The organism is Syntrophomonas palmitatica JCM 14374, assembly GCF_001311885.1.
In the GTDB taxonomy this organism is placed as follows: Bacteria; Bacillota; Syntrophomonadia; order Syntrophomonadales; family Syntrophomonadaceae; genus Syntrophomonas_A; species Syntrophomonas_A palmitatica.
The window spans coordinates 15647-40394 of record NZ_BBCE01000021.1 but is presented as its reverse complement, the minus strand read 5'-3'; the positions used below and the strand labels follow the sequence as shown (position 1 = coordinate 40394).

Genomic DNA, 24748 nt, shown 5'->3' with positions numbered 1-24748 from the left:
AAACAATCTGGCTAAGAGAAGCCATCATTGATTGCGTATCCTAATTACGTCTGGATGTTGAAAAGGAAGGACGCTAAACATCGATTGCTGATTACCAACGAACTATAAGCATAGTTAGGAATAATATCATAAGGTAGTATGGTGAAAATACCCTATTAGACATACATTCCATAAAATCCTCAGAAACGCCAAAAAGCCCAGCAAATTCTGGGCTTCCTATTGTATCAAAGATTAGGTTATTAAATGGTCGGAGTGACTGGATTTGAACCAGCGGCCTCTACGTCCCCAACGTAGCGCTCATACCAAACTGAGCTACACCCCGACGCAAAATATATTGTATATTAGCGCGGCCTTCCCGTCAAGCCGGGTTATAATAATAATGTGTCATAATTTACAGCGGCCCTTGAACGCCTCGCAATTATCACAGGTGGTTAACCCGTCACGCCCCTTTGGGGCAATGACCGGGGAAGATTACTGCGTAGCTTCGCTCCTCAAAAGCAAACACCTTTACTCTGTCGTTGCGAGCGACAGCGAAGCAATCTTTCCCGGTTTTGATACATAAGACATTGGGAATGTATCATGATAATCCATTAAAATCAGTATTTTCCGTGTCAGTTTTATATTCCCGGTTGCGGTAATATCCTGGTTTTCCTGACAGGTCTTGCTGCTTGCTTCAATGTCCAGGCTATTATATTATTCTTATAGTCACTTTTAAGATTTATTTGCAGGATTTTATCTAAACAGGGAGAATTCTTAAATCGAAATGAATATCTATGCTCACCGAGCCTTTGTAACCTACAGCAAATGCCATGGTTTTAAGGCCGATAGGGTATGAGGGGAAACTCTTATGCCTCCCGTTGGAAAGGAGGGCAACAACTACATGCATTATTTGCATTCCGGTTAGTACCATGCCCTTTGGGCTTGGCTTTTTTTTTACCTGATTATTATTTTGGTCAGTTAAACTCATCGGAGGTCGTAATGGATTCGCTGCAAATATTGATGCGCCAACAAACTGAAATACTTGAAATAATTAAATTATCACTTTTAGTTTCAGGAACGGCTACCATTATCAGCGCTTTAATAGGTATTCCTCTCGGAGCATGTATCGGTTTATCAAGTTTTCCTGGTAAAAAAACGCTGCTGCAACTAATCTACACCCTTATGGCTCTGCCTCCTGTTTTGGCAGGGCTCCTGGTTTACCTGTTGTTGTCGCGGAGCGGTCCCCTGGGCAACCTGGAGTGGCTTTTCACGCCCAGGGCCATGATTATGGCCCAATGTCTGCTGGTAACTCCGATAGTAACCGGGCTTTCCGCCGCCGCGATTGCCGCCAGGGAAAGCAGCATTTATGACCAGGCCCGCAGCCTGGGCGCTACCAGGACTCAGGCCGCCTGGACAGTTTTAAATGAATCCCGTACCGGTATAATATCCGGGATAATGACCGGTTTTGGCAGGGCCTTCGCCGAGGTCGGCGCAGTAATGCTGGTCGGCGGAAACATACGCCATTATACCAGAGTGCTGACTACCGCAATCGTACTGGAAACCCGGCAGGGCAATTTTGAAATGGGTATCGCTCTGGGCCTTATTTTACTGGTCTTATCTTTTGTTGTTAGCGCTATTGTTTTGATAAACGCCGATGATTTTGACCTCAAGCGGGGATGATGCCATGAACCTATACGAAATTGACAATGTAAGTAAGGTCTTTCGCAACAGGACTGTTCTTAGCATTGATAAGCTGGTCCTTGAGCAGGGACGTATCTATGCTATTCTGGGTCCCAACGGCGCCGGTAAGACTACGCTTTTGCGCATACTAAATCTTCTGGACAGGCCCGATACAGGCGATATCAGGTTTATGGGCAGCTTATTCACTCCTGGGTTCCGTAGCTGGGAAATATCAAGGCGGATGTGCATGGTTTTTCAGCGCCCCCTGATGTTCAAAACCACCGTCTATAATAATATCGCTTACGGGCTGAAATTGCGCAAATACTCGCGCCGCCAGATAGACAAAACGGTACGGGAAACGCTTGACTTTGTCGGTATGACGGATTTTATGCATTATCCCGCCTTGAAGCTTTCCGGAGGGGAGATGCAAAGGGTAGCCCTGGCGCGGGCTCTGGTCACCAGGCCGGAAGTCCTCCTCCTGGACGAACCTACGGCCAACCTTGATCCGCATAGTGTCCAGATTATTGAAGAAATAGTGCGCAAACACCATGAGGAATACGGTACCAGTGTCGTGGTAGTAACGCACAACCTGTTCCAGGCCAGGAGGATGGCCGACGAAGTTATTCTCCTGGTTAACGGCGAACTGGTGGAACAGGCCGACGCCGCGATTTTTTTCGATAATCCCCGCGATGAACGCAGCAGGGCCTTTCTGGATGGTACTATGGTCTATTAATTAACCTATTGCTGATAAATGAACACAGGGCGCTAGTTTAAGCTTAAATTATAATTTGGGACAGCAAGGAGGATTGTGTTATGAAAAGGCTTTTATTTTTTATATTGTTGGTAGGATTTCTGTGCGGTGGTAAAGCAATGGCCGCCGACCTTAGTTTTAAATGCGATGGCCAGCTATATACGCCCTATCCCAATGCCATATTGAAGGACGGCGTTACTTTAGTGCCGGTATCGGTTATTACCGACTGCCTGGATATTGACGCGAAAGCCAATTCGAAAGACGGGACCATTACACTGACAAAAAACGACAGTGAAGTACTGGTCGATGCCGCTAAAAACCAATTCATTATTAATAACCAGGTGGCAGCGCCTGTGAAGGCAATAATAACCAATGAAGAGCATATTTACGTTCCCTTGCGCCAGGTTGCGGAAGCTTTAGGAGCACAAATCACCTGGGACGGGGCCAACTATTGCGTAGGTATAAGCGCCCCCGTCGATAAAAATGTATTAACTATATTCCACGCCGGCAGCCTTAAGGCTCCCATGGCCGAATTAAAAGCCAGGTTTATTAAATCCCATCCCCGGGCGCGTATTTATTTGGAACCATCTGGTTCGTTGGATTGTGCCCGCAAAGTGAGTGAGCAAGGCCGTCTGGCTGACGTTGTGGCTTCGGCTGATTACGCGGTTTTTGACCAGCTGATGGTACCTAAATATACTGAATGGTATGCCATGTTCGCAAGGAATGAAATGGTCTTATGCTACACCGACAAGTCCAAGTTTGCCGAAGAAATTAAAGCGGAAAACTGGCCGGAAATATTGGCCCGTTCAGGTGGTCTATTCTCATACCAACCCTGATCTTGATCCCGCCGGGTACAGGGCTTTAATGGTTTGGCAGCTGGCCGAGAAATACTATAAAAAAGCGGGGCTGTATGAAAAGCTGATAGCAGGCTGTCCCGAGGAAAAGGTTTACGACAGTGCCAGCGACCTGATTGCAGCATTGAAGGACGGGAAGCTGGATTACGCCTTTGAGTACCTTTCTGTAGCTCAACAAAACGGTTTTAAATATGTTGCTTTGCCTGAAGCTATTAACCTTTCCAGCCTCAAGCAGGCTGAATTCTATAAAAATGCTAAAGTATTGACCGCCGATGCCGCAAAAGGAACAAAGGCAGAACAAACAGGCCAACCTATCATCTACGCATTGACTGTTCCGAGCAACGCCCCCAACCGTGGCCTGGCCATGGATTTTGTTAAACTGGTTTTGAGTAAGGAAGGCCAGGATATTATGAGTAACGCGGGGCAAATTCCTATTGTGCCGCCTGAATTCAATAATCCGGCCAGGGTCCCATCAGAATTGAAATAACGAAAGGAGATGCTTTTATGTATAAAAACAAGCTATCTGTTGCTATTCTGCTTGCCTGCGTAATCTTGCTGGGCATGGGCGCGGCGCTTTCAGCCTTTGCCGCAGATAAAGTCGAGAGTACATTGGTCCTGGCCACTACTACCAGCACGCAGGATTCAGGACTGTTGGATTACCTGATCCCGGTATTCGAAAAGGACTATAACACCAAAGTCAAAGTAGTAGCCGTAGGTACCGGACAAGCCATTGAAATGGGTAAAAAGGGCGATGCCGATGTCCTGCTGGTACATTCCCGCGCCCAGGAGGACGCTTTTGTAGCCAGCGGGTACGGTATTAACCGCAAAGACGTCATGTACAACGAGTTCCTTATCGTCGGCCCTAAAAACGACCCGGCCAAAATAAAGGGCATGGCTGACGTTACCTCCGCATTTAAAAAGATCGCCGCGGCCAAGAAGAAATTTATCTCCCGCGGTGATAAATCAGGAACCCACACTAAAGAGTTGAGCATATGGACCAAAGCGGGGATTACACCGGCTGGGCGCTGGTATGTGGAATCAGGCCAGGGCATGGGCGATACCCTGATGATAGCCAATGAAATGAACGCCTATACGTTAACCGACGAAGCCACCTACTTGAGCTGGCAAAAAAAGACGGGCCTGAAGGAAATGGTAAGGGGTGATAAGCTGCTGTTGAATCCCTACGGGGTTATCGCTGTCAATCCGGCCAAATACCCTACTATTCATAAGAACGCTGCTAATGCCTTTATAGAATTTATGACCGGCAAAAAGGGCCAGGCCATGATTGCCAATTTTGGCAAAGACAAATACGGCAAGGCTTTGTTCACGCCCAGCGCCAAATAGCTGTTTAATTTACGGGGACAGCACTTGTAAACAGGCTGTCCCTTTTTATGTTCCATTCCAAATATGCTACAGTCTGTGCCAACCATAAAGGTCTGTGGGTTCTGTGTCTATTCATCTTCCGCAAGCTTAAACTTGCGATGCAGTGCGGCAACCGCTTGCTTAGTTTGGGTCTCATCAATTATACATGAAATCTTTATTTCCGAAGTGCTGATCATCTGAATATTGATATCTTCATCAGCCAGGGCTGAAAATACTGAAGCCGCCACCCCGGGATTACTCTTCATTCCTGCTCCGACAACTGAAATTTTAGCCACATTATCAGCATATGATATCCCGGTAGCTCCGATTTCCTGCACTAATCTTTCCACCACCGGCAAAGCACGTGATAATTCATTGCGTTCAATAGTAAAGGCGATATCATTGCGACCATCGCGCATAGCCGCTTGAATTACCATATCAACGTTAATACGTTCTTCAGCCAGGCCTGAAAACAGTGCTTTGGCAATACCTGGCCGGTCAGGCACATCAAATATGCCTATGCGGGCGCAATTTAAATCATGTGCAATTCCTTGTACTACTTTTTGGTGCTCCATATCACTTACCCCCGTAATAATTGTACCTGGTTGATGGTTAAAACTACTGCTAACCTCAACATCGACATTAAACAACATGGCAAATTCCACAGCGCGGGGCTGCATCACCACCGCTCCCAGGCTTGCCAGTTCCAGCATTTCCTCATAGGAAATCCGTTCAAGCTTTCTGGCTTCCTTGACTATACGCGGATCAGCTGTATATACTCCGTCCACATCAGTAAAAATAATACAGCGGTCAGCTTTTAGGCTGGCGGCCAGAGCTACCGCTGTAGTATCCGACCCACCACGCCCCAGGGTGGTAATGTCGCCTTCGGGTGATAAACCTTGAAAACCGGCTACAACGACAACTTTGCCTTTGGCCAGTTCATTTCTGATCCGGTCGTTATCAATACCGCTTATTCGAGCTTTGTTGTAGCTTGAATCACTTTTTATTCCCGCCTGCCAGCCGGTAAGAGAAATGGCTTCAACGCACATTTTATTAAGAGTCAATGCTAATAATGCTGCAGACTGCTGTTCACCGGTCGCGAGCAGCATGTCCATTTCCCGGCAAGATAAGTTGTCACCGATAGATGAAGCCATCTCCAGTAAATCATCTGTAGTATCTCCCATCGCAGATACAACTACAACTAATTCATTGCCCGCTTCCAGCATAGTCTTTATCCTCGCTGCAATGCTGCTGATTCTCTCCAGGCTTGCTACCGAACTTCCGCCAAATTTAGTTACGTACAATGACAAAAATACCACTCCCTAAATATTACACGCTGAAAAACGCAATATTTTCTACTGACTGCTCCATATATATTCCTCACGTTTAAAATCGTACTCGCGGCGTCAAAATCTCTTGCCCAGGATTTTGATGCCTTCCTGGTATGGTGTGAGGTATAACACCCTGCTGTCAATCCCCTTGGCAGCGAAAGCCTCCATCATGGCCTGGCCTATTTGCTGTTCATTGCCGGTGGCAAACGCGGCCACTGAAGGCCCGGCGCCGCTTAATGCCACTCCTATAGCCCCGGCATCAGAAGCCATTTCTATTACGTGTTCCAAACCCGGAATAAGACCTTTCCTGGACGGCTGGTATATAGTGTCTTCCATAGCCATATGAATATTACGCACATCTGAATTATATACGCTGGCCAATAGGAAACATGCACGCTGCAAATTAGCCACAGCATCCTGCATATTAACGTTTTCCGGTAATACGGCCCGTGATTCACGAGTGGACAGGGCAATTTCAGGCACTGCCACCACCACTTTAATTACATCAGGTATACATACCTTTTGGTAATAGACTCGCCCTTCATAAATCATTACTGTAGTTAAGCCGCCAATCATAGCGGGAACAATATTATCTGCATGGCCTTCCATCTGCAGACCCCAGGCCAAAAGCTGCCGGGCGGAATACCTCTGGCCCAGCATAAAGTTAGCCGCGCACAGTCCTCCCGCAATAGCCGCGGCGCTGCTCCCCAATCCCTTGCCGAGCGGTATATCATTTTTAATATGCACCCGCAAGGGGGGCAGGACCTTCCGGCTTTCTCAAATACACGGTTCATGGCTCTGATGAAGAGATTGTCTTCATCAACCATCTTTATTTCATAAGCATTTAAACCTTCATAGATAAACTCATTTAAACCTGTTGATATACCTACTTCGGCTTCCATAAATAACTGCAAAGCCATGCCCAGGGTGTCAAACCCCGGTCCCAGATTAGCAATAGTAGCTGGAACCCTTACTGCAAACATAATTCCTCCTATTAACGGTCTGTCCCTTCCAACCTTATCACATTATTTATTTCTCCGACAATACTCATCCCTTTTAATACCGCCAGGGCATCGCGCAGGTCTTGTTCCTTAACTTTATGGGTTATAAGTATCAGTTCAGCCAGGTCCTGCTGGCTGGTTTTTTGCAGAACTGTGGCAATACTAACGTTGTTATTGCCGAATACTCCGGCAATGCCTGCCAGGACTCCTGGGCGGTCAGTAACCGTCATGCGGATATAGAACATAGCCTGCAAAGCACCGATATTAAGGATTTCACGTTCCTCGTAACAAGTGCATCCGATACGAGCATTACTGTGGTTTAATATATTGCGCCCTATCTCTATGACATCACCTACTACGGAACTGGCTGTAGGCATTTTGCCTGCACCACGTCCATAATGCATGATCTCACCTACAGCATCTCCCTGTACAAACACCGCATTAAAGACATCATTCACTGATGCCAGGGGATGACTTTTCGGCAGGAAAGCCGGATGAACTCTGACCTGAATCTGTTCTTTTTCCTCTTTGGCAATGGCTAATAACTTTACAACAAAACCCAGGTCACGAGCATATTTTATATCAGCGGGGGTAATTGATGTTATTCCTTCAACATATACCTGATCAACAGTTATCCGGGTATTAAATGCAATAGAAGATAGAATGGCTATTTTACGTGCCGCATCGAGACCGTCCACATCGGCTGAGGGATCAGCTTCAGCATAGCCCAACTGCTGAGCTTCGGTCAAAACCTCATTATAGCTGCGGCCTTCCATGCTCATCTTGCTTAATATATAGTTGGTAGTGCCGTTGAGAATCCCGATCACCTCCTGAATACGGTTGGCGGAGAGGGATTGTTTTAAGGGATATATTATGGGAATGCCCCCAGCTACACTGGCTTCAAAATAGAAATCGACATGGTTTTCTTCCGCGGCTGCAAATAGTTCACGGCCGCGACTGGCTATGAGGTCCTTATTTGCGGTCACGATATGTTTGCCTTTCCGCATAGCCTGCAGAATAAAGGCTGCGGCTGGTTCTATTCCCCCAATTAATTCAATTACTATATCAATATCAGGGTCGTTTAAGATTTCTTCTATATCTGCTGCCAGTCTTTCCGGGGCTACTCCGAATGCCAGACATTTTTCGCGGTCGCGTTCGAATACTCGTTTTATCCTTATTGAATCACCTGTCCGCCTGGTAATCGTTTCAGCATTTTGCTCCAGCAATGTGAAAACACCCGAACCTACCGTTCCGAATCCCAACAGCGCAGCGTTAATCATTTCGTCCCTCCGTTCAGCTTTGTATCTGTTATTTTACCTGGTAACAGATGGCGTTATGTTCTTTTCCATACAGCTATTAGTTTGACTTTTTGCCATCAGCTTAATGTAAAGATAGGTCTGATTAATGGCAAGGATGTTACCACTCATAATATTATCTTACAAGTACATAGTTTGGAAAGCTATTAGAGGCTGTTCAGCGGTATTAATTATTAAGCAGGCCGGCTTTTTGGAAAGTATTCCTAAATACTGGACGGTTAGCGGTTTTTTGTTTATACATGTTTACATCAGCCTGGCGCATGATTTCTTCAAGCTTAATGCCAGAATTATGCCGCCCGGCATACCCTGAAGACAAGCACAATGGAACCTGAATACTGGATTGATTATGTTCTTGAACCAGGCGTTCCAGACGGTTAACGCACGCGATCAAATCATGGCTTGAACACAGGGGGCAGAGTATGGCGAATTCGTCCCCGCCTACCCTGGCGATAATATCAGTTTCGCGAAAACACTTTTTCAATACCTCAGCAATGGATATCAGCAATTTATCACCCTGCTGGTGTCCGCACTTATCGTTTACCAGTTTTAGGCCGTCACAATCGCAAATAACTATACCAATTGGATCGAAACGACCGCCTTCCAATCGTTTGAGTTCTTCTTCAAAACCAGCGCGATTATATAATCCAGTTAAAGCATCATGTTTACTGAGGTATTTGAGTTTTTCCTCATAACAATGGCGGGCGGTTATATCACGGCTAACCGCTTGCAATCTGTAAGGATTTCCGTGACTATCTAATAATACTGACCCTAAAGCCTCCAACCAAATATATTTTCCAGTTGTTAGCTGGTACTGCCTGAATTCCACACTGACTGTTTCCAGGCTTTCTAATCCTTGTTTAATGGCTTCACGCACCTTGGCATGATCCTCGGGATGCATGTATTCAAACATTGATGCGCCAGGCTTTCCTGGGTACCCTAACAGCCTTTCATGAGAAGGTGACGCATACAAATACCTGCCCTCCAGGTCAGCCTGCAGTACAATATCCGTCATATTATCCTGGATAAGACGCAAACGACGCTCACTTTCACGTAAAGCGCTCTCCATTGCCTTGCGTTCGGTTATGTTAGTGGCAATCCCAATTATATATGATGTTTCTCCTTTGTTATTTTTGATAGGTGCGGCGCTGGAAACGTTCCATCCCCAGCTTCCGTCTTTATATTTGATTAAGTATTCTACATCTCTCATGGGATTTCCCGTAGAAAATATTAGGTTTATAGCCTGCCAGCAATATTCAATATAATCTGGATGGACAAACTCTTCAAAATGATGCCCCTCGACTTCCTCCACTTCATGTCCTTGTATACGGGTCCATCCTGGTGAACAGTAGGTAAATATCCCCTCGGGTGAAAGTGTATAAATAATTTCATTGGCATTATCCACAATACTCTGTAACTGTTCGCGACTATTTTTTAGTTGTTCGCGCATTCTATGCTCTTCGCTGATGTCACGTGCTATACACGATCATAAAGCCCCGGACAGTCTCAATGGGAAAAAAACTGAATTGAACATACCGCTGCTGTGAATTACGGTCAATAATCTCTTGTTCCAGAGTTCCTTTCATCCAATTCGCTTCACCGCTATGTAAAGCGCGGGTAATGTCTGTCCGGATTTTATCAATGATGTCCTCATTCTCAAAGGACTGATTTGCCAGCAGCGTGTGTATATCCCATGCTTTGACCCCAAGAGCTTCACTGCTTTTAATAGCAAAGATGGTTTCCATGGCCCGGTTCCAAAATATGATCTGCCCATCTTCATCAATCAACAAGACCCCATCACTGGTTTTCTCTAAGAAGGCTGCACAATAGGACAAAATATCATTTGGTGTTTGTAGGCAGATGAATGCGGTTGACGGGTCTCGTTTAGACATCCTACTCCCCCAATGAAGCCATATATTTTAATCATAAACTATACTTTATCCAATAATCAAGCATATAGTCATTTAGTGGAATGTTTTGTTGTTTTTTGGCATTGCATGCATTTTAAGGCATATGAGACCGGTCGGGGCGTTTTTGAATGCTTCGCTGATTCCAATTACAGAGAATGGCTTACATTTACGATGATAACAAAAAAAGAGCTGACTTTTGCAGCCAGCTCACACAGGTTGAAGGTTGGTTAAATTATGATGCAGATCAGTCCTCCGCTGCCTTCATTTACAATGCGCTGCAAGGTATCCTGCAGTTTATGCTGCGCATTTTCAGGCATGCGGTGCAGTTTGTTCTGGATTCCTTCTCGAACCAGGTCGTGCAGAGATTTGCCGAATATGTTTGATTCCCAAATCTTGGCGGGGTCTTCCTCGAATTCATCCAGCATATACCTGACCAGTTCTTCGCATTGTTTTTCAGTTCCGATAATTGGTGTAATCTCGGTGGTTATATCAGCCTGATAATATGGAGGGATGGAGCCTTGGCTTTCAGTTTTACCCCGAAACGGCTGCCCTGCCGTATCAATTCGGGTTCTTCCAGGAGCATTTCCTCAAGCCGGGGTGTTACTACCCCATAACCCGACTGCCTGACTTCGTCAAGGGCAGAAGACACCTTGTCAAATTCACGTTTGGCCACACTGAAATCTTTCATCAGCCGCATAATATCCTGAGTGCCTTCCACATTAAAACCGCTTATATCGCTCAGGCAACGGTAAAAGAGATCTTCGGGAACAGTTACATCAATACTGGCTACACCCGTTCCGAGATTCATCTCCTCCAGCTGACATAACTGACGTTTTCCACTTCGCCTAGTTTTTCAATGGCCTTGTCTACATCTCTTACCTTGCGAATGTCATTCAATATTTCTCGAATGGACGTCTCCATATTGTCCCGCAGCCAGAAATCTTCATCCAATTCATCCACCCAGCGGGGCAGCTTGATATTGACTTCCTGTACCGGGAATTCATAAAGGACTTCTTCCAATACGCCATAAATCTGGTCAACTGACATTTTGGCCACATCACTGGGAATGACACTGACCCCGTATTTATCGCTTAACTGTTCAGCCAATTCCAGGGTTTCGCGGTCATAGGGCCGCGTAGAATTAAGAACGATTATAAAGGGCTTATTCAATTCCCGCAGTTCGTTTATGACTCTTTCTTCGGGTAATTCGTAACTGGAGCGGGCCAGATCCCCTATACTGCCATCTGTAGCCATAACTATTCCTATGGTGGAATGATCGGCAATGACCTTCCTGGTACCTATTTCGGCCGCTTCTTCGAAGGGAACCTCATAGTCAAACCAGGGAGTCTTTACCATGCGAGGTTCTTCATCCTCTTCGTAACCCAAGGCTCCTTCGACTGTATAGCCTACACAATCGACCAGTCTGACTTTGAGGCTTAATCCGCCGGCAGTTGTGATTTCAATGGCCTCATTGGGAACAAACTTGGGTTCTGTCGTGGTGATAGTTCTTCCGGCACCGCTCTGGGGAAGTTCGTCCTTAGCCCGTTCTCTGTCATAAATATCCTTAATATTAGGCAAAATCATGAGTTCCATAAACCTTTTGATAAAGGTAGATTTTCCGGTTCTAACCGGACCTACCACTCCCAGATAGATGTCGCCTCCGGTTCTCTCAGCGATATCGCTTAAGATGTTGTTTCCTTCCACTTAGCATTTTCCCTCCCTCGGATTTAGACTTTTCAGGCATCCTCCCTCCGATTACGGATACCTTTATTTGCAATCAGGCTATAACAGTACAAGTATATTGATTCAGATTCGCTAATATAACCAGAAAAGAAAAAAGTGTACCTATTTGCACACTTTTTTCCAATAAATTTGATCAAGGGGTGTTATTTTACTCTGTCTGCCATGCTTCTATACTTAATGCTGTCTCTTCAATTTCATTCTTCCGGTCACGTTTCATAAGCTGGGCCACTTCATCTCCAGGCGGCCGGTTTTCATACAGAACCCGGTAGCAGGCCTGGCAAATCGGCATGTCAATCTTCATTTCCGCCGCAATACGATGCACTACCTTGGTGGTATGTATACCTTCCACTACCATGCCGATTGCCTTTAGGGTTTCCTCGGTTCCACAACCTTGAGCCAGCATCAATCCGGCGCGATGATTGCGCGAATGTCTGCTGCCGCAGGTAACTACCAGATCGCCCATGCCGGAAAGACCGTTAAAGGTCCTGATATCACCGCCCATGGCCGTTCCCATGCGTATCATTTCTGCCAGCCCCCGGGTCATCAAGGCAGCTTTTGTATTGTCGCCATAGCCCAATCCTTCACAAATACCTGTTGCCAGTGCAACTATGTTTTTTAAGGCTCCGCCCAGTTCTACTCCGGCCACATCAGGATTAGTGTAGACCCTGAAATTGTCATTCATAAACAAATCCTGTACCTGAAAAGCACTTTCCTTTTTATATGCAGCTACAGTTACGGCAGTAGGAATATCCCGGCCTACCTCTTCGGCATGACTGGGACCTGATAGCACCGTGTAGCGGTTCTTAACATCAACACCCAACACATCCATAAAAACCTGGCTCATGCGCATACCGGTAGCAATCTCCAGGCCCTTGGCGGTATTGACCAGCAGAGACTTTTTGTCAAGTAATGGTCTTATCTGATGCAGAACGGAGCGTATGGATTGCACGGGAACCGCCAGAACCGCCATCTCCGCATTATAGAGCGATTTCTCCAAATCGCTGCTAGGAATAATATTATGCGGCAGGAACACGCCAGGCAAAAAGCGTTTATTTTCCCTTTCCCGTTCTATATCTTCAATGCCATCTTCTATACGACCCCAGAGCATAACCTCGGTGACATTGCGGCTTAATACCACAGCCTGTGCAGTTCCCCAACTCCCCGCCCCCAAAATGCAAATCTTCTTCATCCCTACCTCCACCACTATTGATTTAAGAATACTTAGGGGATACAATCTATGCCCGGTCGTTTATTTTGCTTTCCGTACCCGCTCTTAATCGGATTATATTTTCGCGATGACGATAGATAACCAGTACAGCCAGAATCCAGCAGAGGACTACATACGGCGCGGGTTGATACATGAACATGGCCAGTAGGGGCAGAAACAAAGCTACGGTAATTGAGGCCAGGGAAACGTAACGTGTAATAAGAGTAATTCCGCCAAACAAAGCCAAAAGTATAAAACCAACTTTGGGCATGAAAAACAGTACAATACCTCCGGATGTAGCCACGGCTTTGCCGCCGCGAAATTTTAGAAACACCGGGTAGCAGTGACCAATAGCGGCAGCAGCCGGACACATGATAATCATAATATTAGTTCCAGTTATATTGCCTATCCAGGCTGCGATTATACCTTTAAATAAATCTCCGCCTAAAGCCAAACCTGCCACCAGCGGGCCCGTGGTACGGAAAACATTAGTCGCTCCCACATTGCCGCTGCCCCGGGAACGCACATCCACCCTGGCAAATATGCGAGGAAAAAGATAGGAAAAAGGAATGGACCCGATGATATAACATAATAAAACCAACCCCAACGATTTCACCTAATAACTCCCCCTAATATAATTTGTTAAACGCTAAATACCGCTCTTTTCTCTGACTATCAAGCGAATCGGCGTCCCCTCAAAACCGAAATTCTTGCGCATCGCGTTTTCCAGGTAACGCAGGTATGAAAAGTGCACCAAATCTGGATGATTGGTGAACAAGACAAAACTGGGCGGGGTAATGCGTACCTGGGTGGCATAATATATTTTCACCTTGCGTTTGCCGGCGCCTGGCAGAGGATTCAGCATCATTGCTTCATTAAGCACCCGGTTGAGTTCTGCGGTAGTAATACGGCGAGCAGCCTGTTCCGCTACAAGATCTACTATCTCCAGAAGTTTAAACACGCGCTGTTTGGTAACGGCTGACACATACATAATCGGGGAATAAGACAAGAATTTCAGCTCTTCACGAATATCTTTATCAAAACGGTTCATAGTGTGTTCATCTTTTTTAACCAGGTCCCACTTGTTAACTACGATAATATTAGCCCGGCCTTCTTCATGAATATAACCTGCGATCCTTTTATCCTGTTCGATAACCCCTTCAGTGCCATCGAGCAAAAAAAGCACCACATCTGCTCTCTCAATGCTCTTTAAAGACCGGATAACACTATATTTTTCGGTGCTTTCTTTTATGCGCGACTTCTTTCTGATCCCTGCAGTATCAATCAATATGTACTTTTTGCCGTTGTACTTAAATGGAGTATCAATAGCATCCCTGGTTGTACCGGGAACATCACTGACAATGACCCGGGATTCACCCAAAAAGGCATTGACCAATGAAGATTTGCCCACATTGGGTCTGCCTACAATAGCAATCTTTATAGTATCGGGGTCATCATCCTCCTGTCCGGCATCCGGAAATTTTTCAATCACCGCATCCAACAGCTGATCGGTGTTCATGCCATGCATAGAAGAAACCGGTATAGGTTCTCCCAAACCCAGATTATAAAATTCAAAATACTCCAGCTGGCGGTCAAAGTTCTCTACTTTGTTGGCAGCCAGGACTACCGGTTTTTCTGACCGGCGCAGCAATTGCGCCACTTCTTCATCTTCAGTGGTTATCCCCTCCCGGGCATCTACAACAAATACTATGACATCCGCTTCTTCTATGGCCACTTCAGCCTGCATTTTTATCTCTTTAGAGAATATATCTCCTTCATCAAAACGAATCCCACCGGTGTCAATTATTATGAACTCCCGGCCGGACCAGTCGGTATTATCATAGAGCCGATCCCGGGTAACACCCGGTACATCTTCAACTATGGCTTTTCTTGCCCCCACCAGACGGTTGAACAGGGTTGATTTACCTACATTGGGGCGTCCAACGATAGCTACCACCGGTTTCCCCATCTTAATCCTCCTTACAGGGTTTGTCCTAGAACCGCTTCCACAAGGGATCGGGCACTGCCATCCGTAATAGATATCCTCGCTCCGGTTTCCCTTTCAATATCTTCAATACTTATATCATCCAGGAGCATACTGGAACTGTGTTTTAATAAAACCCCCGGAAGAACAACAGCCATTCCCTTTTTATCCCCAAGGGCCGCTATAATGTCTCTGCCGGTTAACAAACCGGTAACAGTAACATTGCCTCCAAAAAACCGGTTGTTTACAGGAACCAGTTCCGCTTTAAGACCTTTGATTAAATCAAGTCGATTTACAATATCCTGTAAAACCCGTAAAGCTGAAACTCCTGTGACCAGGTATACTTCCCTGGGACTAATCCGATCTGGCAGTAATTTTTCCAGGGCAGCAAATTCATCCAGCAGAATCCGGGCCAGGCCAATGCCATTTTCTACCTGGCAATAATCATCATAATACCTGGCTGGCGGAATATTCAGGCCGGATAAGATAAAAAACTCATCAGCCAAATAGATAAAACCAGTTTTAAAGCGTTTCCTGAATTCACGCTGCCGCACAGAAATCATTTTCACCAGGTCACTGGCTTCCGTACTGGTGAATGCCCTCAAGTTAGTGAGTTTATCACGGTGACCGGTTAAACCGACCGGGACTATGCCAATCGAACGTACCATGGGGAATAAATCGGCCAAACCTGCGATAGTCTCGTCCAGCACCTCACCATCATTTATACCGGGACAGAGCACCACCTGGGTATGCACCTCTATTCCTGCTTCCTGCAGCCGCTGCAGATCCTCTTTAATGTGTGCGGCCTTTGCATTCCCCATAATTTCAGCCCTTAATTCCGGGCGCAAACAATGGATGGAAATATATAAAGGGCTAAGACGCATACCGGTAATCTTTTGCCAGTCTTTTTCATTAAGATTACTTAGGGTTATGAAATTACCGGTTAAAAACGAAAGCCTATAATCATCATCTTTTACATATAACGTTTTACGCATTTTGCGAGGAAGCTGATCGACAAAACAAAATACGCAGCGGTTTCGGCAGGATTTAATCCGGTCAAAAACCAGTTCATCAAACGCCAACCCCAGATCTTCATCGTAGTCTTTTTCTATCTCTATAGACCAAACTTCGCCTCGCGCTTTTTCAATTTCCAGAATCATGTAATCTTCCTGAGCATAGAACTGATAGTCAAGAACATCATAAATCCTGTGACCATTTATGGATAATAAATAATCACCCGATTCTATCCCCACTTCTGCGGCAATGCTGTCAGGTGCAATACCTGTGATAAGAGCTTTCACTTTCTGCCCCCACATTTAAACGTAAGTTCAAGATACATTTTCTCATAGACTGAAGCCACAGGAAAAGGGAAATTTATTTGATGAAAGCAGTTTTTCGTTTGCAACTATACCTGGCCGCAGGTCACAGTCAATTTGTAAAATATAGTATAATACAAATCTGTTAATCCGCGGCTATTTTCTTGCTGATTTCGTTTACCTGTCGGAATATATGCCGGTGCTGCATTCTTAGAAACCGATATGAGAGGCGGCGAAGTATAAAGTTTCCGCCTAAAAACAACGAGATTTTATTTAGGCTGGGAAGCCATGTTTCTCCGAGTACACTTACCGGTTCAACAATTAAATCGCGTGAAGAAAAACCCAGTATTTTCACCAGGTCCTCGATAGCTTTCTTCCCCAACAGCACCTCCTTGCCCATTCCCAGCGTATAAACCTGGTTGCCCCGAGAATCTTCCCCAATATATAAAGGCGATCCGGCAGCATCCAGTCTGGCGTTACCAAAAACAGGCATGTCATTTAAATCTTGCACCGCTATATTTAAAAATGAATAAGCAGCCAACAGCGGATGATGAACTCCGCTGGTTCCAATAAACATGATTTTCATTAAACCTGCACCTGCGTTTTATTTATGTTTAGCACTTTAAGACGGGTAATTTCAACCAGGTTAACCAAATCGAAAAAGGCCTCCCTGGTGCCTTTCCCCAGAACCGGACGGCCAACATTGGCCATCCCCACCCGGCGCGATGTGAAACCTCCTAGTTTCATAAATAGATTTACACGATTCATACAATCAACCGCCATAACCTGCCCGCTGACACCGAGTATTTCGGCCACTCCCTCCAACAATGCTGAAAAGCGATTGCCGAATCCTTTTTTGCCCAGTACATAGATTTCGTTATCAAATTCATCTTTGCCTACAAACCGAATCGACCCAAAATCATCCTTACTGGTCTTATCAAAATATGGCAAAGCCATCATTTCGTCCATGCTGGGCAGACGGTTTTTGTCAATTAAGCCGAGGTGTAATGCAGATGCTATTACCGATGAATGAGATCCACCAAAACAGTGATAGATTATTTTCAAAGGAATGTACCTCCAATTAACCAAGATAAAATTTTGATAGACCGCTTCTCAATGTTTGCATACAAAGAAAATGCCATTTTCCAGATCGTGCACTACGCCATCCAGTATACTGGCCAGGTACAAGCTGATTTTTTCCTGTTCTGCTTTATCTGCGGCTACTATCAAGGGACAACCTGCGGATACAACCTTTTCCCGGTCCAGGGTTACTATGGCTAAAATATACTCTTTAATGCTAATATCTATCTCAATCAGCCGCCTTCCTGCCATAGAAGCTGCTTAGTGTGGTCCCCCGAGCCGTTTCCAGAACCGGTACCCTTTTTATAATTTCCACAAGGTATTCACCATCGGGTTCATTAGCCAACAGAAAAAAGGCCAGGTAACCCTGGTCAATTTGTTTCCTGATTACCGGCATAAGTTCAGTATCACCCACGTCCACTTTACTGCCCAATATTGAAACCACATCATGAATAATAGCCATGCGCTGACCCGGAGCATCCAAGGTGAGCCGGGCATCATCATCAACCGGTTTGATAATAACCCCTAGGCCTTCCTGCAGTATCTTTTCCCGGGTTTTCTCCAGCCCTATATTCATAATGACCACATCACCGACTTTTAAGATACTGTTTTCAAAATGTACTTGGGCCAATTGAACATTAGCAATATCACCGATATATGAACCCGTCATTAAACGCAAAGAGATTATTATTAATACAGGCCCGACTAACAAAGCATATTTCCATCCCCAGAAGTGTACCGCTCCACTGGTCAAAACGGCTGTCATTATTACTAAATAATTTCGCGCCTCAAAAACCCTGGCAATGCCTTCTATATAATCGGTACCCCTCTTAATCAGCTTGGTCTCTTCTAATTTCATCATGGTTTCACGTTCCATATTGCGTATATCGCGAAATTGCTGAGCTGCCAATACTAAAAAGGTAACCGCCACAAAATCAGGTTTTGCCAAAGCTGGTACGGCTACGGCTCCCAAAGCCGCAGCAATAAACCCCAAAGCGAGATGGGTTAGCTGCCCATGGGGGCAGGTGGGGTAATGGCGGTAATCACTGCGCAACATAAACCATCGGGCTGAAAATCCAGCCACAACCCCACATAAGATTACTAGACCATAGTTTTCCATTATGGCCTTTCCGTGTTCCTGCGATTCAAAAGGTAAAATCCGCCCACGACTGCGGCTGCTATCACCAGAATCAACAATATAGTGGTCCAGGCCGAGCTGTTTTCTTGGGCCAGGGGTTTGGCGGCAGCCTGATTTTGTGAGGTATTTATTTTGTTATAGTCAGATTTAGCATTGCTGGTTGATACACCCATTACCATAGGCAGGGTATCCGCAAATAATCTTACCCCTTTTTCCGCTTCGACTTTGTTATTAGTGTGAGCGCCAACTTCAATCAACATCGCATGAGGACTGAGATCCTGGTTGTAATCGCCTTTGCCAATATATATGCCATTTGACAGACCCGGTTCTTTTTTATCCATGATGGATTTCATTCTTTTAGCAAACTCAAGGTTGGTTTTCATATTTGGATTTTGTTTGCCAACCACCAGCTTAACTTTGGTAACTTCTTTACCGTTTACATTGGCTTGATACTGACCGGCTGGCACTGCATCTCTATGCACATCAATTATGGCATCGGGTCTTTGTTTTAATAAAGCCGCGGCAGTTCTGCGCGAACGGTTATAGGCATTAATATCATGAGGATTATGGTTGTTTTTATTGTAAATCACATTAAAACCCAGCTGTTTTAAACGATTAGACAGACTTTGCCCCACGTCATAGATGCCGCCATTGCCATTAATGCTTTCCTTCCCGTCATTGCACATAGGATTCATCACTGTGAGTATGGTATATAGCTACCGTGGCTTTTTTCCCGCTTACCGCCGGTATGGCTGTATCTTTAAAGTACCAGGCACTTTTTTGCGCGTTATATCCTACTTCCGGCATGGTTTCTTTGCCTTTGTAGACACAGCGGGCGGTGCGGCCCACCACTTCAACTACTTTATAACGCGAATTGTCAGCGCTGATATATTCATCTCCTTTGTATACCTGACTTCCTGTCTGCAGTATAATTTGATTGTTTTCATCAACCAGGGTCATATACTGTCCCACCGGTCTTTCATCCTGCCCCGCAGCCAGGGCGCAGCTTCCCAGGATAAAGATGGCCAGCATAATAAACGTTAACCATAAACTCTTTTTATTCATGATTCTCACCCCCGTTTTCAGATTCTTTCGGCAGGGGTTTATGAGCAGGTTCCGGTTCACGCAGATTTTTTACCAAATCTTCAGGGCGGTCCTCTGTACGCGGACCTCCTTGAATTCTCTCCAGGGTTTCCCCAATAAACTCAGCCAATAATACTGCCAGGATTCCAGCCAGAACCAGTGAGTCAAACGCGCCTGCTCCGCCTATATGCACGGTTCCCCTGACTCCGGTCCTGACAAGGTAGATATATTGTCCAATATCTAAAGCCAGAACGCCGATTACCGCTGCAAAAAATGCGCCCCGCCGGGAACGGCCTGCCAGATAACCTACTATACCGGCAACGATAGGATAGATATAAATAGGGTCAATAAAAATGCTTTCGGGTTCAGCCCCCAGATATCTCGCAGCCAGGAACAATACCAGAGCCGTTACTGCGGCTGCAACTACGGCGCGGATTTTTTCCATGGCGGTACCTGCGCCCAGCAGGACATAGAAAGCCAAGATTACAGCAATAATTCCCCCCAGATTAATGGTCACCCGAGCGGTTACCGGGATATCGACAAAACTGCCCACAATAATGGCAGCAATTACTGCCAGAGCTGATTTATCGGTAAGTCTCATGCGGTCCAAGACCCGGTGGGCTGCGCCGAAATAGATCAATATGGATACTACCAGGAGCGCGATCAAGCCAAACGGGAAAGTCCTCATCTACATTCCATCCTTTCCAGCATTAAAATGTTTTATTTAGCTTGACCAGCACAGGCGCCTTTTATGTAGAATAGAGAGATTATACACAGAATTCAAGACATTTAAAATGTCTTTTCGGGATGGGAAACACGAGGAGTGATGAGTGAAGGGTTTTGTCTTACCCTGCAGTAAGAAAATCATTTTGAGAATAGCATCCACTGTAGTCTATATCTGCCGTCTAACGAAGGGACCATTTGCTTACATCAATTCCGCGCGCTTTTAGCCAGGCAGCCGTATTGCCTGTGATTATCAGCGGGCATTTTTGCAGTTCATCTATGTTTTTGGAACCGGTCATGAGCAGGATAGCTTTGAGTTTAAATAAAAATTTATCCAACCATTCGTCAAGGCTGTGCAGACCGTTTTGTAAAAGTATTTTTAATAGTGTTCCCGCCATTCCAACCAAATCAGCACCCATAGCTATACACTTGGCTGTTTCCAAGGCAGTTCTAATACCGCCTGAAGCTATTACCTGCAGATCAAGTCCCGTACTTACTGTTTCGCCCAGGCTTATAGCAGTAGGTATACCCCATTCATTAACATCGCTGAAGTTTCCGCCCCTCTGGGCTTCAATGGCAATAAAATTGCTGCCGCCGCTGCCTCCAATATCAAACGTTTTAATACCCGCACCAGAAAGAATAAAAACACTTTCACGGCTGAAACCGAAACCTACTTCTTTAGCTATAACTGGTACTCTGCAGGCTGAGGCAATATTCTGCACATTTTCCAGGAGTCCCCTGAACCTGCGATCACCTTCTGTCATAGCCAGTTCCTGAGGAATGTTAAAATGAAGCTGCAGTCCATCGGCATCGATCATATCTACTGCCGCCAGGGCTTCTTCTACAGTACTGTTGGCTGACACATTAGCCATAATTATCCCCTCGGGGTTATTATCTCTGACTACTCTAAAACTGTCTCTCAATCCAGGGTCCCTTATGGCTATGGTTTGGGAACCCACTGCCATAGCCAGGCCATATTTGGCCGCTAATAATGATAAACCCTGATTTATCCTGTAGGCCTGTTCGTTTCCCCCTGTAATGGCATTTATTATTAACGGATATTCCAGGTTCTTGCCTAAAAAATCGCAGGTTAGATCTATATCCTCCAGGTCTAATTCAGGGACTGACTGGTTGATTAGAAACATGTCCTGCAAGCCATTTGAACAGGGGCCATCGGGGGTTTTAACTGCAATATGGATATGGTCTGTTTTGCGTTGGTCTCTCACAGCCGCAACCTCCCTGCTATTTCTTGGGCTAATTTTAGAGTAACCGGATCATTTACGTTAAGCAATAATTCAGATAAATTTCCAAACTGCCGCAATTCATCTTCCCTTAATATCAAGGTGTCCATTTCCTGTACAATACGAGTAAGTTTCAGTTTGTCATTTTCCAGACAATCCTGAAAAACCGGCAAACATCTTTTTGAATATGCCGCGGCTGTAGCGTGTATATAGGAGTCCATTTCGATGGCTACTGCCTGATGGTCATCAATGCGCTCAATCATATAAGCAACCATATCCATATTTATAAAGGGAATATCACAGCTTAAAATAAATACCGGATCAAAACGAGCATAATAAAGAGCGGCATGAATACCAGCGACCGGCCCCAAATAAGGATAGACGTCCTCGAAAACCTTTAGACCAAAATTTCTGAAAAGTTCGGGTTGATTGCTGATAATGACGGTTTCAGCAAAAAATGATGTAAACTTATCGATAATTATTTCTAGAACCGTTTTATCATTAATTTTAGCAAAGGCTTTATTGAATTTCATGCGGCTGCTTTTTCCACCGGCCAATATAGCCCCGCAAGCTTTATAAACCATTTTCCCTCCCAGCTTAAGAACAAGATTACTTCAGTTGCGCTGGCAATGACACTTTAGGCTGCCTTGCGGCCGTTTTCCCGAGGCTCTTGTTCACAGCTTGTTGTGAAGCATATTTTCTCATACATTAAAAAAGCTGCCCCCGGCAGCTTCAAGGCTTAATATTTTAACCCGCAAGTGCCTCCAGGTCCTGCTTTGCAGCAACCAGAACACCTGTCAGAAACAGGACCGGGACTTGACTTGCTTGAACTGCCCGTATTAAACAAGGACAGCATTTGTTTAATATGCGATGAACTGCAGCGGGGACATTTTACCCTATCTTTTTCGTTATTGGAAATCATGAGATCAAACTTTTCCCCACAGTCCTGACATTGAAAATCGAAGATAGGCATTTATCTCACCCCCCATATTTATGGTTTATGCCTATTCTCCTTTTTCCTGTTCCTCCATGTATTCATTAGCTTCCTGCTGTTCTTGATCTTCCTGCGCGGCTCTCAGGGACAGTCCCACCCGTTTTTCTTTTTCATCAATATTCAAAATTTTGACCATGATTTTCTGATTAATGCTCACTACATCCTCGGGTTTGTCAATTCTGCGATTGGCTAATTGAGATATATGAATGAGCCCATCCACACCGGGCTGCAGTTCAACAAAAGCTCCAAATGGTGCGGTTCTGACCACTGTACCCTCAATAATATCACCTTCGTGATTCTGTTCTAAAAACAGTTCCCAGGGGCTCTTCAGAAGCTTCTTACGGCTTAAAGATACCCTTTCTTTCTCACGGTCGACGCCTAAAATATATACTTCAATCTCCTGGCCTTCCTGCATAATATCAGAGGGATGTTCCACCCGTTTATGATCCATTTCCGAAACATGTAAAAGCCCTTCGTATCCGCCCAAATCAATAAAGGCACCATAGTCAACAACCCGTTTTACACGTCCGGTTCTAGTCTGGCCTTCAGCAATACTCTCCCAGAAATCCTTTTTCAAGCGGGTCTTTTCTTCGGCCACCAGGTCTTTGCGGGATAGCACTATCTGTGAACCGCGGCGTTTGTTACGGTTAAATTCAATTATTTTAAACTGCATTTCTTTGCCTATATATTCATCTAAATTACGCACATAACCATCTTCAACATGCGATGCTGGCAAAAACGCTGTTATGCCCACATCTACAAGCAGACCGCCCTTTACGCTGCCGGAAATAACCCCTTTAATTACCCGCCCTTCATTGAAATCCTCTTCCAATGAATCCAGGGCCCTTTGCGCTTCGACTTTTTTCCTTGATAAGAGAATGGTTCCGTCATCATCCCATTTAAGAACCATAACCTCTATTTCATCGCCAACTTTAACCAGGTCGCGTGCTGAATCAATATCCTGATTGGACATTTCACGCAGAGGGATAATCCCTTCGGACTTCCCGCCTACATCAACCATGACTTCATCATCTAAAACCTGTATAACAAGGCCTTTAATAATATCTCCCTTGCTGGGAGGCACAAATTCAGCCATTTCTGCTTCCATTTTAGCGAAAGACTCTTCTTGACTCCTCTCAATATTTTCTGGCTCCGGGTGATCAGCTTTTGTCTCCACCCGCTCCCCCTGATCTTCGGCAGCATCTCTTGTCTCCATGTCCTGGTAGTCCGTCATCCTATCCAATACCTCCTTAATTATCCAATCCGGAGTAGAAGCGCCTGCAGTTATACCAACTGTTTTGGCAGCCTTAAACCATTCTTCTTCAATCTCTTCAGCGTTTTGAATTTGAAAAGTACTGACTCCGGTATCCTGGCACTCCTTATATAGAGTGGTTGTGTTCGAACTTTTCCTATCCCCAATAACCAACATCACATCAACTTGCCGACATAATTCACGTGCGGCTTGCTGGCGCTGACGCGTTGCCGGACAAATGGTATCAAAGACTTTTACATCCTTATTTTGAGATAAGAGGGTATCAATTAATTCATGGTAATCCCTCTCGTCCTTAGTGGTCTGTGAAACCACCCCTAAATTCTTGGCTTTAATGTTTCGGGCTTCGCTTATATTACCTGCTATATAGGTTTTGTTACCCGACCAACCTGCTATAGCCTCAACTTCGGGATGGTTACGGTCTCCAAAAATAACTATATCATAATTATCGTCACGTAAAGAACTGACTATTTCATGAATACGCTTAACCAGCGGACAGGTAGCATCTTTTATTTTCAAGCCCTTTTGTTGCGCAGTCTCCAGTATTCCTGGTGAAATTCCATGTGACCGAACAATTATGCCCGCTTTGCAGTCCTCGATTTGTTCGAGCGTTTCTACCGGTTCCAAGCCACGAGCTTTGAAATAGTCAACCACCTCATCGTTATGCACCAGCAGGCCCAGGGAATACCATTTGCCGCCTTCCGCCAGCGACTCTTCGGCCATATTAAAAGCCCTTCTTACCCCTGAGCAAAATCCCGCCTTATGGGCCAGAACTGTTCGCAAATTTA

At 45.3% G+C, this 24748-nt stretch carries 25 protein-coding genes, 1 tRNA gene, 1 pseudogene and 1 riboswitch; of the genes and pseudogenes, 5 read left to right on the top strand and 22 right to left on the bottom strand.

The features are described 5' to 3' along the window. Positions 1-244: 244 nt before the first annotated feature. A tRNA-Pro gene (locus JCM14374_RS11490) sits at positions 245-322 on the bottom strand. Between the two features lie 444 nt (positions 323-766). Further along, positions 767-884, top strand: a riboswitch (molybdenum cofactor riboswitch). Positions 885-978: 94 nt separating this feature from the next. On the opposite strand from JCM14374_RS11490, the gene JCM14374_RS11480 reads away from it, so the two are divergent. From JCM14374_RS11480 to JCM14374_RS11460, 5 genes are all read left to right on the top strand, one after another. Continuing rightward, a complete protein-coding gene (locus JCM14374_RS11480) occupies positions 979-1659 on the top strand; it encodes an ABC transporter permease (protein WP_083454071.1) in 681 nt (226 codons plus the stop codon). A gap of 4 nt (positions 1660-1663) precedes the next feature. Next, on the top strand, positions 1664-2392 hold the full coding sequence (locus JCM14374_RS11475) for an ABC transporter ATP-binding protein (protein WP_054697474.1): 729 nt from the start codon (positions 1664-1666) through the stop codon (positions 2390-2392). 80 nt (positions 2393-2472) lie between these two features. Beyond that, positions 2473-3246 carry a stalk domain-containing protein gene (locus JCM14374_RS15410; RefSeq protein WP_054697471.1) on the top strand — a complete coding sequence of 258 codons (774 nt, stop codon included), beginning with the start codon at positions 2473-2475 and terminating at the stop codon, positions 3244-3246. Further along, a complete protein-coding gene (locus JCM14374_RS15405) occupies positions 3221-3751 on the top strand; it encodes an extracellular solute-binding protein (protein ID WP_054697465.1) in 531 nt (176 codons plus the stop codon). Before JCM14374_RS15410 ends, JCM14374_RS15405 begins: the two co-directional genes overlap by 26 nt. Before the next feature lie 17 nt (positions 3752-3768). Continuing rightward, the gene (locus JCM14374_RS11460) at positions 3769-4608 is read left to right on the top strand and encodes an ABC transporter substrate-binding protein (RefSeq protein ID WP_054697462.1); all 840 of its coding nucleotides are present in this window, start codon (positions 3769-3771) and stop codon (positions 4606-4608) included. Positions 4609-4715: 107 nt separating this feature from the next. On the opposite strand, the gene JCM14374_RS11455 is transcribed toward JCM14374_RS11460, so the two are convergent. From JCM14374_RS11455 to JCM14374_RS11350, 21 genes and pseudogenes are all read right to left on the bottom strand, one after another. Next, on the bottom strand, positions 4716-5936 hold the full coding sequence (locus tag JCM14374_RS11455; RefSeq protein WP_054697459.1) for an aspartate kinase: 1221 nt from the start codon (positions 5934-5936) through the stop codon (positions 4716-4718). A 96-nt stretch (positions 5937-6032) separates the two neighbouring features. Further along, the gene (thrB, locus tag JCM14374_RS11450; RefSeq protein ID WP_278279279.1) at positions 6033-6710 is read right to left on the bottom strand and encodes a homoserine kinase; all 678 of its coding nucleotides are present in this window, start codon (positions 6708-6710) and stop codon (positions 6033-6035) included. Positions 6711-6951: 241 nt separating this feature from the next. Continuing rightward, positions 6952-8238: a homoserine dehydrogenase gene (locus tag JCM14374_RS11440; RefSeq protein ID WP_054697447.1), complete on the bottom strand. Its 1287-nt coding sequence runs from the start codon at positions 8236-8238 to the stop codon at positions 6952-6954. Between the two features lie 202 nt (positions 8239-8440). Further along, on the bottom strand, positions 8441-9721 hold the full coding sequence (locus tag JCM14374_RS11435; RefSeq protein ID WP_054697446.1) for a sensor domain-containing diguanylate cyclase: 1281 nt from the start codon (positions 9719-9721) through the stop codon (positions 8441-8443). 19 nt (positions 9722-9740) lie between these two features. After that, positions 9741-10163 carry a PAS domain-containing protein gene (locus tag JCM14374_RS11430; RefSeq protein WP_054697443.1) on the bottom strand — a complete coding sequence of 141 codons (423 nt, stop codon included), beginning with the start codon at positions 10161-10163 and terminating at the stop codon, positions 9741-9743. Between the two features lie 245 nt (positions 10164-10408). Further along, positions 10409-11885, bottom strand: a pseudogene (gene spoIVA, locus JCM14374_RS11425) (stage IV sporulation protein A). Between the two features lie 187 nt (positions 11886-12072). Continuing rightward, entirely contained in the window at positions 12073-13113 is a 1041-nt protein-coding gene (locus tag JCM14374_RS11420) for an NAD(P)H-dependent glycerol-3-phosphate dehydrogenase (protein WP_054697440.1), read from the bottom strand. A 46-nt stretch (positions 13114-13159) separates the two neighbouring features. Beyond that, entirely contained in the window at positions 13160-13747 is a 588-nt protein-coding gene (gene plsY, locus JCM14374_RS11415) for a glycerol-3-phosphate 1-O-acyltransferase PlsY (protein WP_054697438.1), read from the bottom strand. 33 nt (positions 13748-13780) lie between these two features. Then, on the bottom strand, positions 13781-15100 hold the full coding sequence (gene der / locus JCM14374_RS11410; protein WP_054697435.1) for a ribosome biogenesis GTPase Der: 1320 nt from the start codon (positions 15098-15100) through the stop codon (positions 13781-13783). Positions 15101-15111: 11 nt separating this feature from the next. Beyond that, positions 15112-16416: a DUF512 domain-containing protein gene (locus JCM14374_RS11405; protein ID WP_172674217.1), complete on the bottom strand. Its 1305-nt coding sequence runs from the start codon at positions 16414-16416 to the stop codon at positions 15112-15114. Between the two features lie 160 nt (positions 16417-16576). Continuing rightward, positions 16577-17017: a DUF3189 family protein gene (locus JCM14374_RS11400; protein ID WP_054697429.1), complete on the bottom strand. Its 441-nt coding sequence runs from the start codon at positions 17015-17017 to the stop codon at positions 16577-16579. Beyond that, positions 17017-17496, bottom strand: coding sequence for a DUF3189 family protein (locus tag JCM14374_RS11395; RefSeq protein ID WP_054697427.1), 480 nt, complete (start codon positions 17494-17496; stop codon positions 17017-17019). The genes JCM14374_RS11400 and JCM14374_RS11395 overlap by 1 nt, the downstream gene beginning before the upstream one ends. 48 nt (positions 17497-17544) lie before the next feature. Continuing rightward, entirely contained in the window at positions 17545-17763 is a 219-nt protein-coding gene (locus tag JCM14374_RS11390; RefSeq protein ID WP_242848985.1) for a capping complex subunit for YIEGIA, read from the bottom strand. Beyond that, on the bottom strand, positions 17741-18631 hold the full coding sequence (locus JCM14374_RS11385; RefSeq protein WP_054697424.1) for a YIEGIA family protein: 891 nt from the start codon (positions 18629-18631) through the stop codon (positions 17741-17743). Before JCM14374_RS11385 ends, JCM14374_RS11390 begins: the two co-directional genes overlap by 23 nt. Then, positions 18631-19344 carry a stage II sporulation protein P gene (gene spoIIP, locus JCM14374_RS11380; RefSeq protein WP_242848987.1) on the bottom strand — a complete coding sequence of 238 codons (714 nt, stop codon included), beginning with the start codon at positions 19342-19344 and terminating at the stop codon, positions 18631-18633. Before spoIIP ends, JCM14374_RS11385 begins: the two co-directional genes overlap by 1 nt. Beyond that, complete coding sequence (locus JCM14374_RS11375; protein ID WP_054697418.1) at positions 19325-19714, bottom strand: hypothetical protein; 390 nt, start codon at positions 19712-19714, stop codon at positions 19325-19327. The genes spoIIP and JCM14374_RS11375 overlap by 20 nt, the downstream gene beginning before the upstream one ends. After that, a complete protein-coding gene (locus JCM14374_RS11370) occupies positions 19707-20420 on the bottom strand; it encodes a DUF1614 domain-containing protein (protein ID WP_054697414.1) in 714 nt (237 codons plus the stop codon). Before JCM14374_RS11370 ends, JCM14374_RS11375 begins: the two co-directional genes overlap by 8 nt. Before the next feature lie 217 nt (positions 20421-20637). Next, complete coding sequence (gene fni, locus JCM14374_RS11365; protein WP_054697410.1) at positions 20638-21681, bottom strand: type 2 isopentenyl-diphosphate Delta-isomerase; 1044 nt, start codon at positions 21679-21681, stop codon at positions 20638-20640. Further along, positions 21678-22280, bottom strand: coding sequence for a molybdenum cofactor guanylyltransferase (gene mobA / locus JCM14374_RS11360; protein WP_054697407.1), 603 nt, complete (start codon positions 22278-22280; stop codon positions 21678-21680). Before mobA ends, fni begins: the two co-directional genes overlap by 4 nt. 155 nt (positions 22281-22435) lie before the next feature. Next, complete coding sequence (locus JCM14374_RS11355) at positions 22436-22669, bottom strand: FmdB family zinc ribbon protein (RefSeq protein ID WP_054697404.1); 234 nt, start codon at positions 22667-22669, stop codon at positions 22436-22438. A gap of 31 nt (positions 22670-22700) precedes the next feature. Continuing rightward, positions 22701-24743: a bifunctional 4-hydroxy-3-methylbut-2-enyl diphosphate reductase/30S ribosomal protein S1 gene (locus JCM14374_RS11350; RefSeq protein ID WP_083454067.1), complete on the bottom strand. Its 2043-nt coding sequence runs from the start codon at positions 24741-24743 to the stop codon at positions 22701-22703. Positions 24744-24748: the final 5 nt, after the last annotated feature.

Coding starts and splice junctions, on each gene's coding strand:
- JCM14374_RS11480 (WP_083454071.1), top strand. CDS start 979: ATGGATTCGCTGCAAATATTGATGCGCCAACAAACTGAAATACTTGAA.
- JCM14374_RS11475 (WP_054697474.1), top strand. CDS start 1,664: ATGAACCTATACGAAATTGACAATGTAAGTAAGGTCTTTCGCAACAGG.
- JCM14374_RS15410 (WP_054697471.1), top strand. CDS start 2,473: ATGAAAAGGCTTTTATTTTTTATATTGTTGGTAGGATTTCTGTGCGGT.
- JCM14374_RS11460 (WP_054697462.1), top strand. CDS start 3,769: ATGTATAAAAACAAGCTATCTGTTGCTATTCTGCTTGCCTGCGTAATC.
- JCM14374_RS11440 (WP_054697447.1), bottom strand. CDS start 8,238: ATGATTAACGCTGCGCTGTTGGGATTCGGAACGGTAGGTTCGGGTGTT.
- JCM14374_RS11435 (WP_054697446.1), bottom strand. CDS start 9,721: ATGCGCGAACAACTAAAAAATAGTCGCGAACAGTTACAGAGTATTGTG.
- JCM14374_RS11430 (WP_054697443.1), bottom strand. CDS start 10,163: ATGTCTAAACGAGACCCGTCAACCGCATTCATCTGCCTACAAACACCA.
- JCM14374_RS11420 (WP_054697440.1), bottom strand. CDS start 13,113: ATGAAGAAGATTTGCATTTTGGGGGCGGGGAGTTGGGGAACTGCACAG.
- der (WP_054697435.1), bottom strand. CDS start 15,100: ATGGGGAAACCGGTGGTAGCTATCGTTGGACGCCCCAATGTAGGTAAA.
- JCM14374_RS11400 (WP_054697429.1), bottom strand. CDS start 17,017: ATGAAAATCATGTTTATTGGAACCAGCGGAGTTCATCATCCGCTGTTG.
- JCM14374_RS11390 (WP_242848985.1), bottom strand. CDS start 17,763: ATGGCAGGAAGGCGGCTGATTGAGATAGATATTAGCATTAAAGAGTAT.
- JCM14374_RS11385 (WP_054697424.1), bottom strand. CDS start 18,631: ATGGAAAACTATGGTCTAGTAATCTTATGTGGGGTTGTGGCTGGATTT.
- spoIIP (WP_242848987.1), bottom strand. CDS start 19,344: ATGAATCCTATGTGCAATGACGGGAAGGAAAGCATTAATGGCAATGGC.
- JCM14374_RS11375 (WP_054697418.1), bottom strand. CDS start 19,714: ATGAATAAAAAGAGTTTATGGTTAACGTTTATTATGCTGGCCATCTTT.
- JCM14374_RS11370 (WP_054697414.1), bottom strand. CDS start 20,420: ATGAGGACTTTCCCGTTTGGCTTGATCGCGCTCCTGGTAGTATCCATA.
- mobA (WP_054697407.1), bottom strand. CDS start 22,280: ATGGTTTATAAAGCTTGCGGGGCTATATTGGCCGGTGGAAAAAGCAGC.
- JCM14374_RS11355 (WP_054697404.1), bottom strand. CDS start 22,669: ATGCCTATCTTCGATTTTCAATGTCAGGACTGTGGGGAAAAGTTTGAT.